The following is a 15,856-nucleotide window of genomic DNA, read 5'->3' as shown; positions in this document are numbered from 1 at the left end:
ATTACGCGCAGGCCGCCAACCACGCGGCGAACACCTCGCGCGCACGCTGGGCATAGAGCGCCTTGCGTGCGCGTTTGTTATGCTTGCCCGCCAGGGCGGGCATGAGACCGAAGTGGATGTTGGAAGGCTGAAACGAGGCCGAAGGCGTGCGTACGTGTCCCAAAAGGGCGCCCAGGGCCGTCTCTGTGGGCGGCAGCCCCGGAAGGCGCCCCGCCAGAAAAAGCCCGAGCCACAGCCCGGTGGCCGCGGATTCCACGTATCCTTCCACCCCGGAGAGCTGGCCTGCCACATAGACTCCGGGCCGGGCCTTGAGCTCCAAAAACGGGGTGAGCACCTGCGGCCCATTGACGTAGGTATTGCGATGCATGCTGCCCAGACGCAAGAACTCGGCCTCGGCAAGGCCCGGCAGCATGGAAAAGATCCGGCGCTGCTCCGGATAGGTGAGCTTGGTCTGGAACCCCACCATGTTGCACGCGGTTTTCTCCCGGTTCTCGGGCCGCAACTGCACCACGGCAAAGGGCTCCGTGCCGGTGCGCGGGTCCGGCAGGCCCACGGGCTTCATGGGGCCGAAAGCCAGGGTGAGGTCCCCACGCGCGGCCATGACCTCGATGGGCAGGCAGCCCTCGAAATGGCGTTCGTCCTCGAACTCTCGCGCCGGTACCGTGCGTCCTTCCCGCAAGGCGTGCACGAAACGAAAGTACGCCGCTTCGTCCAAGGGGAGGTTGAGATAGTCGCGCCCCTCGGGATCGTAGCGCGAACCCCAATAGGCCACCGACATATCCACCGAGTCCGTGGCCACGATGGGGGCGATGGCGTCGTAGAAGGCCAGATGCTCGGCCCCGACCACGCGGGCCAGATCCGCGGCCAGGGCCTCGCTCACCAACGGACCTGCGGCAATGATCACGGCCTGCGCCCCCCAGTGCTCCGGATCCGGCACAGCGGTGACTTCCCGGTGCTCCACGGTGATGCGCGGATGCGTACTCAGGCGCTCGGTAATCCAGGCTGAAAACCGCTCCCGGTCCACGGCCAGGGCCTTGCCTGCCGGCACCTGCGTGGCATCGGCCGCGGCCATGACCAGACTCCCCAAGTCCCGCATCTCGGCCTGCAGCAGCCCTACACCCGAGGTCATCTCCGCCGAACGCAGCGAGTTGGAACACACCAGCTCCGCAAACCCGGGCTGGGTATGCGCCGGGGAAAACCGCCCCGGCTTCATCTCCATGAGCAGCACGTCCTGGCCTGCCTCAGCCAAGGCAAACGCCGCCTCGCATCCCGCAAGGCCGGCGCCGACAACCACATAGCGCACACGCGCCCCCTTATTCGTCTGTATCCACGAGATTCATACTGCGCAGCCCCAGCCGCGCATTGATGGCTTCCACACGCTCTGCAAGCCGTTTCCGGCGGATGGGATTGCGCTCCGCATAGTAGGAAGAAAGCAAAAAATTGCGGCAATGGAAAAGATTGTGCCGCTCCGTATCGATATCCACGAGTTTGCCGCACAAAGGACAGGCCCGAAGTTCCGCCATATCAACCTCCCAAGGACAGACGAATGGGAGAAGGCGCGGAATCATCCGACGATTTTTCTCCTGTGAGGCGATTCAAGAGCTTGATGGCCTCGGCGTGATCCGCAGCAATGGAGAGACATTGCCGCAGGCATTCCAATGCCTTTTCGATATTTCGATCACACAAGTATGCCTTTGCCATGTTGTAATAGATGTTTTCGTCCTGGGGGCTCAACTCCAATGCCCGCATATACGCCTGCAGCGCCTCTTTGTACTGTTTGTTCTGGCGCAGGCGAATGCCCAGGGTATTGTAGGGATTGGGGGCATTGACGTCATGGCGGAGGATCTCCACGAAAATCTCTTTCACCTTATTGAACTTGTTGATTTTCGCGTATTCTTCCGCCGCCTTTTGCAAGTAATGCTGGTAGCGCTCCATATCGCCCTTGCCTTTGTAGGCCGCAGCCAGACCTTCATACGCTTTGATGAAGGTCTGGTTCTGCTCCAGGGCCTGATTGAAGGCGGCAATGGCGTCGGACCAGCGTTTTTCCATGAGAAATTTGCAGCCCTTGAAGAACAGGACCTCCGCCATGTCTTCGTCCTCCCCCACGGTGAGGGAAAGCACGTCAATGGCGTCTTCAAACCGGCCTTCGGCCATGAGCCCCTGAGCCTGATTCACTGTGGCCTGCAGGGCAGCGCCTTTGGCGGACATGCGCAAGCCCTGCGCCACATGCCGCTCCAACGCCTGGGGATCAAAGGGCCGCACCACCAACCCGCAGCATCCGGCCGAGATGAGCTCCAACACAAAGTCTTCTTCCCGGCGGGCGGAGATGGCCACCACGGGCCGCATCTCTCCAGGCCGGCTGGTACGCAGGGCCGCGATGCAGGCCGCAAGCGGCATGTCTCCCACTTCCGAGTCCACCAGGGCCAGGGCGACCTCGTTGTGGGCGGCAAAATCCACTGCCGCCGCACCGGAGGAGAACCGCACGATCTCGGCCTGCCCCATGGCCACGAGAAAACGTCGGTCTTCCTGGGCGTATGCATCGATGGCGGTCACGATAACGATCATATTTCCTCCCACAGCCCAAGGCCACGAAAACGCCCCCAAACGAGCACCTCTGACGCGCCCCTTGGCACCTGTATGCACCTGTAGCAAGCCCTACGCGAGGGTTCCATCCGAATCAACACCTCACCCCGGCGCGCTCCTTGACAACAGGGCGGCTTCAGGCAACCTGCCCCGGCATCCCGCCACAGAGGGCCTCGTGCGGCCCCGAACTTTCGAGGAAGGAACAATGATCGGTATCTCCAAACTCTATTGCGGCACGGTGGAGCCTTCGGACGCCTTGCGCTATGGCCGCCATTCCGGGTCGCTCCCCTCGCATCTGCTCCAATTTTCCAAGGATAAAAAGCCGGTTGTAGTCTGGAACATGACCCAGCGCTGCAACCTCAAATGCGTGCATTGCTACGCCCACGCCGTCGATCCCAAAGGCCATCAAGACCCCATCGATACCGAACAGGCCAAGGCCATGATCGAAGACCTGGCCGCCTACGGCGCGCCAGTGCTGCTTTTTTCCGGCGGCGAGCCCTTGGTGCGCGAGGACCTGGTGGAACTCGCCAAGTACGCCACTGCCCGCGGCATGCGCGCGGTAATCTCCACCAACGGCACCCTCATCACCAAGTCCAAGGCCCGCGAGCTCAAAGACGTGGGGCTCTCCTACGTGGGCATCTCCCTGGACGGCGCCGAGACCATCCACGACCGCTTCCGCGGCGTCACCGGATCGTACCGCCAGGCCCTCAAAGGCGTGGAAAACTGCCAGGCCGAAGGCCTCAAGGTGGGGCTGCGCTTTACCATCAACAAACGCAATGCCGGCGAAATTCCACACCTCTTCGACCTCATCGAGCAGATGGAGATCCCGCGCATCTGCTTCTACCATCTGGTGTATGCCGGCCGCGGCTCCGAGCTCATGAACGAAGACTTGGACCACGCCGAAACCCGCGCCGTGGTGGACCTCATCATGGACCGCACCCGCGATCTGCATGAGCGCGGCAAGCCTAAAGAAGTGCTCACCGTGGACAACCACGCCGACGGCCCCTACGTCTATTTCCGACTGCTGCGGGAAAACCCCCAGCGGGCGGCCGAAGTGCTGGAGTTGCTCAAAATGAATGAGGGCAACTCCTCGGGCCGGGGCATTGCCTGCATCTCCTGGGACGGCTCGGTGCACGCGGACCAGTTTTTGCGCCACATCACCTTTGGCAATGTCCTTAAGCGGCCCTTCTCCGCCATCTGGGACGACCCGTCCATCGAGCTCCTCCAGAAGCTCAAGGACAAACGCCCCCATGTGACGGGCCGCTGCGCCCGCTGCCGGTTCCTCAATATCTGCGGCGGTAACTTCCGCGCCCGGGCCGAGGCCGCCACCGGCGATTTCTGGGCACCGGACCCGGCCTGCTACCTCACGGACGACGAAATCACCGGCGAGCCGCTCTAGGCGGCCCGCCCCCACACCAAGGAGCCTGCCATGACCTTCTTCCGAGGCCGCCGTCTGCGCCGTACTGCCGCCTTACGAGATTTGGTGCGGGAAACGCGGCTGACGCGCCTGGATCTCATCCAACCCTACTTCGTGGTCGAGTCCAACCCCGAGGCCGAAACACCCATCGCCTCCATGCCCGGCCAGTACCAATTGGGCCTGAATCGGCTCATCGCCCACATGGAGCCGGCGGTATCCGCCGGCCTGGCTGCGGTCATCCTCTTTGGCATCCCCCAGGCCAAGGACGAGCGGGCCTCAGGGGCCTACGCGCCGGACGGCATCGTCCAAGAGGCCACCCGCCGCATCAAGGAGCGCTGGCCCGAGCTCATCGTCGTGGCCGACACCTGCCTGTGCGAGTACACTTCCCACGGCCATTGCGGCATCGTGCTCCCCAACGGCGAGGTGGCCAACGACCCCACCTTGGAGCTTCTGGCACGCACCGCCGTCAGCCAAGCCAAGGCCGGTGCGGACATCATCGCGCCCTCGGACATGATGGACGGTCGGGTGGCGGCCATCCGGACGGCCTTGGACCAGGAAGGCTTCGCCCACATTCCCGTGCTCTCCTACGCCGTAAAATACGCCTCGGCCTTCTACGGCCCCTTCCGGGAAGCGGCGGAAAGCGCCCCCAAGTTCGGCGACCGCAAGACCTACCAGATGGACCCGGCCAACGGCCGCGAGGCCCTGCGCGAGGCCCTGGCCGACGAGGCCGAAGGCGCAGACATGCTCATGGTGAAACCCGCCCTGCCGTATCTGGACGTGCTGCGCACCCTGCGGGAGGTCACGGACCTGCCGCTGGCCGCCTATCAGGTGAGCGGGGAATACAGCCAGATCAAGGCCGCCGGAAAACTCGGCTGGATGGACGAGACCGCCGTGGCCCTGGAAAGTCTCACCGCCATCAAACGCGCCGGCGCGGACCTCATCCTCACCTACTTCGCGGCGGACCTCATCCAGCAAGGACTCATCCCATGACCCATCCGCATGCCGCTGCCCATGCTTCCAGCACAGAGGCCCCTGCCTGCCGGCTCATCGCCTGGGAGGTGACCCGCTCCTGCAATCTGGCCTGCAAGCATTGCCGGGCCGAGGCCCATCTGGAGCCGTATCCCAACGAGCTCTCCACAGCAGAGGCCGTGGCCCTCATCGACACCTTCCCCCAAGTGGGAAGCCCCATCGTCATCTTCACCGGCGGCGACCCCATGCTGCGCCCCGATGTCTACGATCTCGTGGCCCATGCCGCGGCCTTGGGCCTGCGGCCGGTCATGTCGCCCAACGGGACCCTCATCACCGCCGAAACCGCCCAGCGCATGAAGGCCGCCGGCGTGCAGCGCTGCTCCATCTCCATCGACGGCCCGGACGCAGCCTCCCACGACGCCTTCCGCGGCGTGCCCGGCGCCTTTGCCGGCGCCCTGCGCGGCATCGAACATCTGCGGCAGGCGGGGATCCCCTTCCAGATCAACACCACGGTCACCCGCTCCAACATGGAGCGCTTTCCGCGCATCTTCGAACTCTGCGAAAAGCTCGGGGCCGCGGCCTGGCATATCTTCCTGCTCGTGCCCACCGGCCGGGCCGCCTCCATGGAGGAAGAGATCATCAGCGCCACGGAATACGAACAGGTGCTCCATTGGTTCTACGACTTCCGCAAGACCACGAGCATGAGCCTCAAGGCCACCTGCGCCCCCCATTACTACCGGATCCTGCGCCAGCGCGCCAAAGAGGAGGGCATCCCGGTGACGCCGGAAAACTTTGGCCTGGACGCCCATACCCGCGGCTGCCTGGGCGGTATTGGCTTCTGCTTCATCTCCCACACGGGCATCGTCCAGCCCTGCGGCTATCTGGAACTTGCCTGCGGGGATGTGCGCACCACGCCGTTTCCGGAGATTTGGCGCAACAGCGCCATCTTCCGCGCCTTCCGGGACCAGTCCCAATACCAAGGCAAGTGCGGGGTATGTGAATACCACAAGGTCTGCGGCGGCTGCCGGGCCCGCGCCCATACCATGCGCGGCAACCACATGGCCGAAGAGCCACTGTGCTCGTACACCCCGGCCCGACTGCAACGCCAATCCTCCTAGGATACCTCCCATGGACGCCATCGACCGCCAACTCCTCGACATCATCCAAACGGACTTTCCTTTGGAACCGCGGCCGTACGCCGTGCTCGGCGAGCGCCTCGGCCTTACCGAGGCCGAGACCTTGGCCCGGGTGCGGGCGCTCACGGCCCGCGGGGTCATCCGCCGCATCGGCGCCAACTTCCAGTCCCGCAAGCTCGGCTGGCACTCCACCTTGTGCGCGGCGTGCGTGCCGGAAGACCGGCTCGACGCCTTCGTCGCCGAGGTCAACCGCCACCCAGGGGTCACCCACAACTACCTGCGCGCCCACCGCTACAACGTGTGGTTCACCCTCATCGGCCCGTCGCCGGAGGACGTGGCCGCCACCTTGGCGGGCATCACCCAGGCCACCGGCATCCCCATCCTCAACCTGCCGGCCTCCAAGATGTACAAAATCCAGGTGGACTTCAAAATGGGAGACGACGCATGACCCCCATCCTGTCTCCCTCGCTTTTGTCCGCAGACTTCGGCCGCCTGGCCGAGGAGCTGGCCGCCCTGGAGGCAGCCGGACTTTCCTGGGTGCATTGGGACATCATGGACGGCCAGTTCGTGCCCAACATCACCTTCGGCCCACCGGTGGTCGCCAAACTGCGTGCCCGAAGCCGCCTGTTCTTCGACGTCCACCTCATGATCGAACACCCGGACCGCTATATCACTGCCTTTGCCGACGCCGGGGCCGATCTGCTGTGCGTGCACGCCGAGGCCTGCGTGCACCTGGAGCGCACCATCCAGGCCATCCACGACGCGGGCATGCAGGCGGGACTCGCCCTCAACCCCGCGACCCCGCTGACGGTCCTGGACTACATCCTCGAAAACCTGGACCTGGTGCTCATCATGAGCGTCAATCCCGGCTTTGGCGGGCAGCATTTTCTGCCCCTCACCCTCCCCAAGATCGCCCACACCGCCGCGCGCATCCGCGACACCGGCAAACCCATCCACCTGCAGGTGGACGGCGGCGTCACGGTGGACAACGCCGCAGCGCTCGTGCGCCTCGGGGCCACGGTGCTCGTGTCCGGTTCCGCCTTCTTCGGCCACCCGCCCTACGACCAGCGCTTGGCCGCCTTTCGTGCGGCCATGGGTGACACCGCCAACTAGCGCCTCTTCCCCCAGGCCCCCTCAAGCGCCCCTCGCCCACCACTTCCGGGCCAGGGGCGCTTTTTTCCATCGGCCGCCGTTTTCCAACGGCCATCGTTGACTACCGAAAAAAATCGAACTAAAAGCGAAAAAAACGAGGAAAACAAGCATGCTCGACGAAATCGACATCCAGATACTGAACCTTCTTCAAGAAAACGCCAAAATTACCAATGCCGAGCTGGCGCGGCGCATCGGCATGGCCCCCTCCGGGACCTTGGAGCGGGTACGCAAGCTGGAGTCCCGCGGCATCATCACCGGTGCCAGTGTCCGCCTCGACCCCCGTCGTCTTGGGCTCACCTTGAGCACCTTCGTGCTCATCAAGACCAACGAGCCTGTAGGGTCTTCGGCCATCGGACACGCCCTGGCCGCCATCCCCGAGGTGCTCGAAGTCCATTGGACCGCCGGCGAATACAACTACCTCATCAAGGTCCGGGTGCGGGACACCGAAGATCAGGTGGCGCTCATGAAAAAACTCGGGGAAATCCCCGGTGTCCAGGACAGCCGCACGACATTGGTCCTCGAAACGATCAAAGAAACCCAATCCCTTTGCCTGGATCACATCCCGGTGAAGGGCGGCCGGAAAAATTCCAAAAACGGAGGCTAGTATGCAATCCAATCTCGATGTGCGCATCATGAACCGGGGCAAAGAGTTCTTTGCCAGCATCGCCGGCGAGGCGCCGTCCATCTTCAACAAGGGATGGTGGACGGGGAAGGTCATGGACTGGGCCATGCAGAACGAACAGTTCAAGGTCCAGCTGTTCCGATTTGTGGATGTACTGCCCTACCTCAACACATCCGAATCGCTGTCTCGGCACATCGAAGAGTACTTTTCCGGCGAAGACCAGGACATCCCCAAGGTCCTCAAGTGGGGCGCCGGCGCCATGGGCGGCATTGGCGGCAAGCTGGCCGCCGGTCTCGTGGCCAAGACCATCCGCGCCAATATCGAATCCATGGCCAAGCAGTTCATCATCGGTGAAAATACCCAGGACGCCATCAAGACCCTGCGCAAGCTGCGCAAAGACGGGTTTGCCTTTACGGTGGACATCCTTGGCGAGGCCACGGTGAGCGAGGCCGAGGCCGAGGCGTACCTGAAAAGCTACCTGGAGCTCCTCGACGCCCTGCGCGGCGAGCTCCCCAAATGGACGGGCCTGGGCGGCGGCGGAAGCCTCGATTGGGGCACGACGCCCATGCTCAATGTCTCGGTAAAACCCTCGGCCCTCTTTTCCCAGGCGTCTCCCAAAGACTTCGAGGGCTCGGTGCAGGGCATCCTCAAGCGGCTCATCCCCATCTACCGCAAGGTGCGCGAGCTCGGCGGCTGGATGTGCATCGACATGGAGCAGTACAAGTTCAAGGACATCACCCTGGAGCTCTTCCGCCGCCTGCGCTCCAGTGAGGAATTCCACGACTATCCCGGACTGGCCGTGGTGCTGCAGGCCTACCTCAAGGACACCGACCGCGACCTGGCCGAGCTTCTGGCCTGGGCGCGGGAGAAGAAACTCCCCATCGGCATCCGCTTGGTCAAAGGCGCCTACTGGGACTACGAAACGGTCATCGCCAAGCAGAACGGCTGGGAAATTCCCGTATGGACCATCAAGGCCGAGTCCGACGCCGCCTTCGAGCGCCAGGCCCGGGTCATCCTGGAAAACCACGACATCTGCCACTTCGCCTGCGCATCCCACAACATCCGCACCATCGCTGCAGTCATGGAAATGGCCGCCGAGCTCCAGGTGCCCGAGAGCCGCTACGAGTTCCAGGCGCTCTACGGCATGGCCGAGCCGGTGCGCAAAGGCCTGCTCCATGTGGCCCGCCGCGTGCGGCTCTACGCCCCGTACGGCGATCTCCTCCCCGGCATGGCCTACCTGGTGCGGCGGCTGCTGGAAAATACCGCCAACGAGTCCTTCCTGCGCCAATCCTTCGCTGAAGCCGCGGAGATCGAACGGCTGCTGGAAAACCCGCTCATCACCCTGGACCGGGAACGCGCCCGCCGCGCCGCCCGGACGAGCGCCCCTTCGGCGGCACCGATCCCGCCGTTCACCAACGAGCCCATGGCCGACTTCACCCGCGCCGACGTGCGTCAGGCCTTCCAGCAGGCCATCGCCAGCGTGCGCCAGGAATTGGGGCGCACCTATCCCTTGTGGATCGGCGGCCGCGAGGTGTTCACCGACGACCGCATTCCTTCCGTGAACCCTGCCAACCCGGATGAAGTCATCGGCTCCGTGTGCCAGGCAGGGCGCGAACACATCGACCAGGCCCTGGAAGCGGCGCAAAAGGCCTTCCCCCTGTGGCGGGATCTCTCGCCCGAAGACCGCGCCGGCTATCTCTTCAAGGCCGCGGACATCGCCCGCAAGGACATCTACCGACTGTCGGCCTGGCAGATCCTGGAAGTGGGCAAACAATGGGATCAGGCCTACGCCGACGTGGCCGAAGCCATCGACTTTTTGGAATACTACGGCCGCGAGATGCTGCGCCTGGGCAAACCGCGGCGCATGGGCCGGGCCCCGGGGGAGTTCAGCCAGCTCATGTACCAGCCCAAAGGCATCGCCGCAGTCATCGCCCCGTGGAACTTCCCCCTGGCCATTAGCTGCGGCATGACCTCCGCCGCCATGGTGGCGGGCAACCCTGTGCTCTACAAGCCGGCCAGCCCTTCCTCGGTGGTGGGCGCCACCTTGTGCCGCATCTACCGCGAGGCCGGCATCCCCGACGGGGTGTTCAACTACGTGCCCGGCCGCAGCTCGGTCATGGGCGACTACCTGGTGGAGCATCCGGCCATCTCCCTCATCGCCTTCACCGGCTCCATGGAGGTGGGGCTGCACATCATCGAAAAGGCCGCCCGCGTGCATCCAGGCCAAAGCCAGGTGAAACGGGTCATCGCCGAAATGGGCGGCAAAAACGCCATCATCATCGATGACGACGCCGACCTGGACGAGGCGGTGCGCGAAGTGCTCTATTCGGCCTTCGGCTTCCAGGGGCAGAAATGCTCCGCCTGCTCCCGGGTCATCGTGGTGGAGTCCATCTACCCCCGCTTCGTGGAACGCCTGGTGGAAGGCGCCCGGGCACTGGCCATCGGCCCGGCGGAGGACCCCGCCTACTTCATGGGCCCGGTGGTGGATGAACGCGCCCAGAGCACCATCCTCAAGTACGTGGAACTGGCCCGCCAGGAAGGCCGCGTGCTCTTGTGCCAGGAAGTCCCCAATCACGGCTATTACGTGCCGCTGACCATCGTGGAAGGCATCACCCCGGAACATCGCCTGGCCCAGGAAGAGATCTTCGGCCCGGTACTCGCCGTCATGAAGGTGAAGAACTTCGACCAAGCCCTGGAGTGGGCCAACAGCACCCGCTTTGCCCTGACCGGTGCGGTGTTCTCCCGCAGTCCCCGGCATTTGGAGCGCGCCAGCCGGGAGTTCAACGTAGGCAACCTCTACCTCAACCGCGGCTCCACCGGCGCCCTGGTGGAACGCCACCCCTTTGGCGGCTACAAGATGTCCGGCGTGGGCTCCAAGGCCGGCGGGCCCGACTACCTCATCCAATTCCTCGACCCGCGCACCGTCTGCGAAAACACCATGCGCCGCGGCTTTGCCCCGACCATGGAAGACGACGACTGGATCTGAGCCCCCTACCGCCCCCCCTGGCCGCCCCCTGCGGTCAGGGGGGCGTCTGCGCCCCAGTCCGACCATCGCGCCCGGAGTCCTCCTCTGGCCTGCATCGCACCAGCATGTTTTTCAATTTTGAAAAAATATCCGCGCCGCCTTCTCCCCAAAGAATCCGCACTGCGCCCGCCAGAGGCCCTTCGCCAAGACCCCGCCCATTCTCCGCACTTCATGAATTCTATTCAAAAAATCCACCCAAAAACCGATCAAAAAAGAACAATACTCTAAAATAGATCGTCTATCGCCGCCGACGCTGCGGACAAACACGGTTTTTTCCGAACAAATTTTCCTTTTTGGGAAACAAATTGATTTTTTTTCCCCGGATCCTCTACGGACCTTGGCGGAAAACAGGATCATTTGGGTGTCTTCCGGAGCATTCCGGCTGCATAGGTGGCAGAAACGCATTTTCCCAAACCCCAAGGAGGTCCGCATGAAACGTTTTCACATCCTGTGTGGCTGCCTCGCGCTGCTTCTGTGTATCGGCGCGGGGTCGGCAATGGCCAAAACCGTCCGCATCGGCCTTATGTGCCCGCTCACCGGCTCTTGGGCCAGCGAAGGTCAGGACATGAAACAGATCGTCGAGCTCTTGGCCAAAGAGACCAACAAGGCCGGCGGCATTGGTGGCATGCAGGTGGAAATCATCACCGAAGACGACGGCGGCGATCCGCGCCAGGCCGCCTTGGCGGCCAACAAGCTCGTCAGTCAGGGCATCGTGGCCGTCATCGGCACCTACGGCTCCTCGGTGACCGAAGCCTCGCAAGGCATCTACAACGAAGCAGGCATCGTGCAGGTGGCCACCGGCTCCACCGCCATCCGCCTCACGGAAAAGGGGCTGCCGCTCTTCTTGCGCACCAGCCCCCGCGATGACGAGCAGGGCAAAGTGGCGGCCAAGACCATCCTTGCCAAGGGCGCCAAGAAGATCGCCATCCTCCACGACAACACCTCCTACGCCAAGGGTTTGGCCGACGAGACTAAGGCGCTCCTGGAAGCCCAGGGTGCCAAGATCGTCTTCTTCGACGCCCTCACCCCGGGGGAGCGGGACTACAACGCCATCCTCACCAAGATGAAAGGCGCCGGTCCGGACTTCGTGTTCTTTACCGGCTACTACCCTGAAGCCGGCTTGCTCCTCAAACAAAAGATGGAGATGGGCTGGGACGTGCCCATGATGGGCGGGGATGCCACCAACAACCCCGACCTGGTGAAGATCGCTGGTGCCAAGGCTGCGGCCGGATTCCTTTTCCTCTCTCCGCCTGTACCCGCAGACCTGGACACCCCGGAGGCCAAGGCCTTTCTTGCCGCCTACAAGCAGGCCTACGGCAGCCAGCCGGGCTCGGTGTGGGCGGTGTTGGCCGGCGACGCCTACCGCGTGCTGACGGAAGCCATCGCCAAGGGCGGCTCCACCAAGGGTGAAGACATCGCCGCCTACCTCAAGACCAAGCTCAAAGACTTCCCGGGCCTCACCGGTCCCATTTCCTTCAATGCCAAGGGCGACCGCGTGGGCGATCTCTACCGCATCTACCAAGTGGACGAGACCGGGGCCTTCAAGCTTCTGCCCTAACGCACCAAACGGGGAGGGCCGTATGGCCCTCCCCGACCCAAGGATCGTGGCATGGAAGAATTCATCCAACAGCTCACCAATGGCCTGGCCGTCGGCGGCATCTATGCGCTGGTGGCCCTCGGCTACACCATGGTGTACGGAGTGCTCAAGCTCATCAACTTCGCCCATGGCGACCTCTTCACCATTGGTGCGTACCTGGGCCTGACGCTGCTCACGAGCCTCGGACTCTTCGACAAACTCGGCCCCTTGGCCGGGGTGGGGGTTCTGGTGCTCTTGGTCATGGGGCTGGTGGCCGTCATCGGCGTGCTCCTCGAGCGCGTGGCCTACAAGCCGCTACGCCACTCGCCGCGCCTATCCGCCGTGGTCTCGGCCCTGGGGGCCTCCATCTTTTTCCAAAACGCCGTCATGCTGGTGTACGGGGCGAGATTTCAGGTCTATCCCCACGACGTCCTGCCCAAAACCACGGTCCCTTTCTTCGGCCTCGAGATCCCGCTCATCCGTCTCTTGCTCTTCGCCGCCTCTCTGGCCCTCATGGCCGGGCTCTATGTCTTCATCCACAAGACCAAGATCGGCACCGCCATCCGGGCCGCAGCCATTGATCAGGGGGCCGCGCGCCTCATGGGGATCAACGTGGACCGGGTCATCATGCTGGTGTTCTGCATCGGTCCGGCCCTCGGCGGCGCGGCAGGGCTCATGGTGGGGCTCTACTACGGCCAGATCAATTTCACCATGGGCTGGATTTATGGCCTCAAGGCCTTTACCGCCGCCATTCTCGGCGGCATCGGCAACATCCCCGGCGCCATGCTCGGAGGACTCCTCCTCGGCGTTATCGAGGCCTTGGGCGCGGCATATATTTCCATTGCCTGGAAGGACGCCATCGCCTTTTGCGTGCTCATCCTCATTCTCATCGTTCGCCCCACAGGCATCCTGGGCGAACGGGTCGCGGAGAAAGTATGAACCGCATCGTACCGTGGGCCGTGGCCGCCCTGCTGGCCGTATGCCCGCTGATTCTCGACACCTACTGGACCGACGTGCTCAACAACGTCGGGCTCTACGCCATCCTGGCCTTGAGCCTCAATGTCATCTTGGGCCTGGCCGGGCTCTTCCACATGGGGCACGCCGCCTTCTATGCCGTTGGCGCCTACACCACCGCCATCCTCAACACGGTGTACGGCGTGCCGGTGCTCTGGACCATGCCGGTGGCCGGGCTTCTGGCAGGCATCTTCGCCGCCCTGGTGGCGCGGCCCATCATCCACCTGCGGGGAGACTATCTGCTCATCGTCACCATCGGCATGGTGGAGATCGTGCGCATTGCCCTCATCAACAATGTCTTTGGCATCACCGGCGGGGCCAACGGCATCTTCGGCATTGCCCGCCCCATGCTCTTGGGTTTCAAACTTTCCAAGCCCATGCATTTTTTCTACCTCATCTGGATACTGACAGGCGTCAGCGTCTTTCTCTTCCGCCGCTTGGAGCTCTCCCGCTTCGGAAGGGCCCTGCGCTACATCAAGGAAGATGAAACCGCGGCTGCAGGCAGCGGCATCGACGTGGCAGGCTACAAGCTGGCGGCCTTTGTCATCGGCGCGGTATGGGCGGGCATGACCGGCACCATCTTTGCCGCGAAAATGACGATCATCTCTCCAGAATCCTTCACGTTCTGGGAATCTGTCGTCCTCTTTACCATCGTCATTCTCGGTGGTTCCGGAAATATCTTGGGGGTGCTCCTCGGCGCCTTTTTGCTCGTTGGCCTGCCCGAACTCTTCCGCGACTTTGCCCAGTACCGTATGTTGGTCTTCGGGGCGGCCATGGTGGCCATGATGATCTTCCGCAACGGCGGCCTGCTGCCATCCCGGCCGCCGCGCTACCCCAAAGCCGCCGCGCTGGTGGAGGGACATCCATGAGCCTTTTGCAGGTCGAAAACCTTACCAAGAGTTTTGGCGGGCTCATGGCGGTGAGCGACGTCTCCTTCGACGTGGACGAAGGGGCCATCGTCGGGCTCATCGGGCCCAATGGCGCGGGCAAGACCACGGTCTTCAACCTCATCACCGGCAACTACGTTCCGGACTCCGGCTCCGTCCGTTTCCGCGGCCACGAGCTGGTGGGCAAGCCGATCCACGCCATCGTCCAGGCCGGCATTGCCCGCACCTTTCAGACCATCCGGCTCTTCCAGAACATGAGCGTGCTCGAAAACGTCCTGGCCGGGCGCCATTGCCGCATGCGCGCCGGCGTCTTCGGGGCCATGCTGCGCACCCCGACGCAACGTCGCGAGGAGGACGAAGCCCTGGCCCGGGCCATGGAGGAGCTGCGCTTCGTAGGCCTGGCCCACGAACACGACAACCTGGCCGGCAACCTCTCCTACGGCAACCAGCGCCTGCTGGAAATCGCCCGCGCCCTGGCCACAGACCCGCAGCTCATCATCCTCGATGAACCTGCAGGCGGTATGAACGACCAGGAGACGCAAGACCTGGTGCGCCTCATCTATGCCATCCAGGCGCGCGGCATCACCATCCTGCTCATCGAGCACGACATGAGCCTGGTGATGCGGGTATGCCAAAAGCTCATCGTTTTGGAGCACGGCGCGCAGATCGCCACCGGCACCCCGGCGGAGATCCAAAACCATCCCCGCGTGATCGAAGCCTATCTGGGCGTGGAGGACGATGAAGATGGCCCTGCTGCGAATTGAAAACCTGCGCGTGCGCTACGGCAACGTGGAGGCCCTGCACGGCATCAGCCTCCACGTGGACGAGGGGGAAATCGTCACCATCCTCGGCGCCAACGGCGCGGGAAAGACCACGACCCTCAACGCCATCTGCGGCCTGGTCCCCGTGGCCGACGGCCACATCTGGCTGCGGGACATCCCGCTCCACTTGCTGCCTGCCCACGCCATCGTGCGCCATGGCATCACCCAAAGCCCGGAAGGCCGCCGCGTGTTCGCCACCCTCTCGGTGGAGGAGAACCTGATGCTCGGGGCCTTCACGGCCACGGACGCCAAGCGGGTGGCCGCCACCCAAGAGTGGATCTACCGGCTCTTTCCCCGCCTGGAGGAGCGCCGCCATCAATTGGCAGGGACCCTCTCCGGCGGCGAGCAGCAAATGCTGGCCATCGGCCGGGCGCTCATGGCGGAACCCAAGCTCCTGCTCTTGGATGAGCCAAGCCTCGGACTGGCCCCCATTTTGGTGCAGTCCATCTTCGCCACCATCCGGGAGATCAACCGCAGCGGCGTGACCGTCATCTTGGTGGAACAAAACGCCCGCGCGGCGCTGAAGCTCGCCCACCGCGGCTACGTCCTCGAAGTGGGACGCGTGGTCCTCTCGGATACCGCGGCCAATCTCCTGGCCAACGAAGAGGTGCAAAAGGCCTACCTCGGCGGCGGTCACGCCGCACGCTAAGCGCT

General features: G+C 63.7%; 16 protein-coding genes. 12 read left to right on the top strand and 4 right to left on the bottom strand.

Going from position 1 to position 15,856, the window contains the following annotated elements:
* Position 1 precedes the first annotated feature (1 nt).
* The 3 genes from trmFO to QMF81_RS02580 are packed head-to-tail and all read right to left on the bottom strand — an operon-like array spanning position 2 to position 2,565.
* Complete coding sequence (trmFO, locus tag QMF81_RS02590) at positions 2-1,303, bottom strand: methylenetetrahydrofolate--tRNA-(uracil(54)-C(5))-methyltransferase (FADH(2)-oxidizing) TrmFO (protein ID WP_281751748.1); 1,302 nt, start codon at positions 1,301-1,303, stop codon at positions 2-4.
* Positions 1,304-1,313: 10 nt separating this feature from the next.
* On the bottom strand, positions 1,314-1,523 hold the full coding sequence (locus QMF81_RS02585; RefSeq protein ID WP_281751747.1) for a hypothetical protein: 210 nt from the start codon (positions 1,521-1,523) through the stop codon (positions 1,314-1,316).
* A 1-nt stretch (position 1,524) separates the two neighbouring features.
* Positions 1,525-2,565 carry a response regulator gene (locus QMF81_RS02580; RefSeq protein ID WP_281751745.1) on the bottom strand — a complete coding sequence of 347 codons (1,041 nt, stop codon included), beginning with the start codon at positions 2,563-2,565 and terminating at the stop codon, positions 1,525-1,527.
* Between the two features lie 223 nt (positions 2,566-2,788).
* On the opposite strand from QMF81_RS02580, the gene ahbC reads away from it, so the two are divergent.
* The 7 genes from ahbC to pruA all read left to right on the top strand — a co-directional run bounded on the left by ahbC (position 2,789) and on the right by pruA (position 10,865).
* On the top strand, positions 2,789-3,982 hold the full coding sequence (gene ahbC / locus QMF81_RS02575; protein WP_281751742.1) for a 12,18-didecarboxysiroheme deacetylase: 1,194 nt from the start codon (positions 2,789-2,791) through the stop codon (positions 3,980-3,982).
* A gap of 30 nt (positions 3,983-4,012) precedes the next feature.
* Positions 4,013-4,990 (top strand): porphobilinogen synthase, encoded by a 978-nt coding sequence (gene hemB, locus QMF81_RS02570; RefSeq protein ID WP_281751741.1) that lies wholly within the window; start codon positions 4,013-4,015, stop codon positions 4,988-4,990.
* Complete coding sequence (gene ahbD / locus QMF81_RS02565) at positions 4,987-6,087, top strand: heme b synthase (RefSeq protein ID WP_281751739.1); 1,101 nt, start codon at positions 4,987-4,989, stop codon at positions 6,085-6,087. The genes hemB and ahbD overlap by 4 nt, the downstream gene beginning before the upstream one ends.
* Before the next feature lie 10 nt (positions 6,088-6,097).
* Positions 6,098-6,553, top strand: a complete 456-nt coding sequence (gene ahbA, locus QMF81_RS02560) for a siroheme decarboxylase subunit alpha (RefSeq protein ID WP_281751737.1) — start codon at positions 6,098-6,100, stop codon at positions 6,551-6,553.
* Positions 6,550-7,218, top strand: a complete 669-nt coding sequence (rpe, locus tag QMF81_RS02555; protein WP_281751735.1) for a ribulose-phosphate 3-epimerase — start codon at positions 6,550-6,552, stop codon at positions 7,216-7,218. Before ahbA ends, rpe begins: the two co-directional genes overlap by 4 nt.
* A 148-nt stretch (positions 7,219-7,366) precedes the next feature.
* Positions 7,367-7,861: an Lrp/AsnC family transcriptional regulator gene (locus tag QMF81_RS02550; RefSeq protein WP_281751733.1), complete on the top strand. Its 495-nt coding sequence runs from the start codon at positions 7,367-7,369 to the stop codon at positions 7,859-7,861.
* Position 7,862: 1 nt separating this feature from the next.
* Positions 7,863-10,865, top strand: coding sequence for an L-glutamate gamma-semialdehyde dehydrogenase (gene pruA, locus QMF81_RS02545; protein ID WP_281751731.1), 3,003 nt, complete (start codon positions 7,863-7,865; stop codon positions 10,863-10,865).
* A gap of 111 nt (positions 10,866-10,976) precedes the next feature.
* Here the strand turns inward: pruA and QMF81_RS02540 are convergent, their stop codons facing one another.
* A complete protein-coding gene (locus QMF81_RS02540) occupies positions 10,977-11,261 on the bottom strand; it encodes a hypothetical protein (protein WP_281751729.1) in 285 nt (94 codons plus the stop codon).
* Between the two features lie 73 nt (positions 11,262-11,334).
* Between QMF81_RS02540 and QMF81_RS02535 the strand changes: the two genes are divergently transcribed.
* The 5 genes from QMF81_RS02535 to QMF81_RS02515 are packed head-to-tail and all read left to right on the top strand — an operon-like array spanning position 11,335 to position 15,851.
* Complete coding sequence (locus tag QMF81_RS02535) at positions 11,335-12,462, top strand: branched-chain amino acid ABC transporter substrate-binding protein (RefSeq protein WP_281751728.1); 1,128 nt, start codon at positions 11,335-11,337, stop codon at positions 12,460-12,462.
* A gap of 51 nt (positions 12,463-12,513) precedes the next feature.
* Entirely contained in the window at positions 12,514-13,419 is a 906-nt protein-coding gene (locus QMF81_RS02530; protein WP_281751726.1) for a branched-chain amino acid ABC transporter permease, read from the top strand.
* The gene (locus tag QMF81_RS02525; RefSeq protein ID WP_281751724.1) at positions 13,416-14,363 is read left to right on the top strand and encodes a branched-chain amino acid ABC transporter permease; all 948 of its coding nucleotides are present in this window, start codon (positions 13,416-13,418) and stop codon (positions 14,361-14,363) included. Before QMF81_RS02530 ends, QMF81_RS02525 begins: the two co-directional genes overlap by 4 nt.
* Positions 14,360-15,145: an ABC transporter ATP-binding protein gene (locus QMF81_RS02520; RefSeq protein ID WP_281751722.1), complete on the top strand. Its 786-nt coding sequence runs from the start codon at positions 14,360-14,362 to the stop codon at positions 15,143-15,145. The genes QMF81_RS02525 and QMF81_RS02520 overlap by 4 nt, the downstream gene beginning before the upstream one ends.
* Entirely contained in the window at positions 15,126-15,851 is a 726-nt protein-coding gene (locus QMF81_RS02515) for an ABC transporter ATP-binding protein (protein ID WP_281751720.1), read from the top strand. Before QMF81_RS02520 ends, QMF81_RS02515 begins: the two co-directional genes overlap by 20 nt.
* The last annotated feature ends 5 nt before the right edge of the window (positions 15,852-15,856 follow it).

This window comes from Thermodesulfomicrobium sp. WS (genome assembly GCF_027925145.1).
Classification (GTDB): Bacteria; Desulfobacterota; Desulfovibrionia; order Desulfovibrionales; family Desulfomicrobiaceae; genus Thermodesulfomicrobium.
The sequence above is the reverse complement of the archived record's forward strand: the minus strand, read 5'-3'. Positions and strand labels throughout refer to the sequence as shown.

Bases quoted from the DNA above. Each gene is read 5' to 3' on its own strand.
- pruA (WP_281751731.1), top strand. From the start codon at position 7,863: ATGCAATCCAATCTCGATGTGCGCATCATGAACCGGGGCAAAGAGTTC.
- rpe (WP_281751735.1), top strand. From the start codon at position 6,550: ATGACCCCCATCCTGTCTCCCTCGCTTTTGTCCGCAGACTTCGGCCGC.
- QMF81_RS02515 (WP_281751720.1), top strand. From the start codon at position 15,126: ATGGCCCTGCTGCGAATTGAAAACCTGCGCGTGCGCTACGGCAACGTG.
- ahbD (WP_281751739.1), top strand. From the start codon at position 4,987: ATGACCCATCCGCATGCCGCTGCCCATGCTTCCAGCACAGAGGCCCCT.
- QMF81_RS02540 (WP_281751729.1), bottom strand. From the start codon at position 11,261: ATGATCCTGTTTTCCGCCAAGGTCCGTAGAGGATCCGGGGAAAAAAAA.
- hemB (WP_281751741.1), top strand. From the start codon at position 4,013: ATGACCTTCTTCCGAGGCCGCCGTCTGCGCCGTACTGCCGCCTTACGA.
- QMF81_RS02585 (WP_281751747.1), bottom strand. From the start codon at position 1,523: ATGGCGGAACTTCGGGCCTGTCCTTTGTGCGGCAAACTCGTGGATATC.
- QMF81_RS02520 (WP_281751722.1), top strand. From the start codon at position 14,360: ATGAGCCTTTTGCAGGTCGAAAACCTTACCAAGAGTTTTGGCGGGCTC.
- QMF81_RS02530 (WP_281751726.1), top strand. From the start codon at position 12,514: ATGGAAGAATTCATCCAACAGCTCACCAATGGCCTGGCCGTCGGCGGC.
- ahbA (WP_281751737.1), top strand. From the start codon at position 6,098: ATGGACGCCATCGACCGCCAACTCCTCGACATCATCCAAACGGACTTT.
- QMF81_RS02580 (WP_281751745.1), bottom strand. From the start codon at position 2,565: ATGATCGTTATCGTGACCGCCATCGATGCATACGCCCAGGAAGACCGA.
- QMF81_RS02550 (WP_281751733.1), top strand. From the start codon at position 7,367: ATGCTCGACGAAATCGACATCCAGATACTGAACCTTCTTCAAGAAAAC.
- ahbC (WP_281751742.1), top strand. From the start codon at position 2,789: ATGATCGGTATCTCCAAACTCTATTGCGGCACGGTGGAGCCTTCGGAC.
- QMF81_RS02535 (WP_281751728.1), top strand. From the start codon at position 11,335: ATGAAACGTTTTCACATCCTGTGTGGCTGCCTCGCGCTGCTTCTGTGT.
- QMF81_RS02525 (WP_281751724.1), top strand. From the start codon at position 13,416: ATGAACCGCATCGTACCGTGGGCCGTGGCCGCCCTGCTGGCCGTATGC.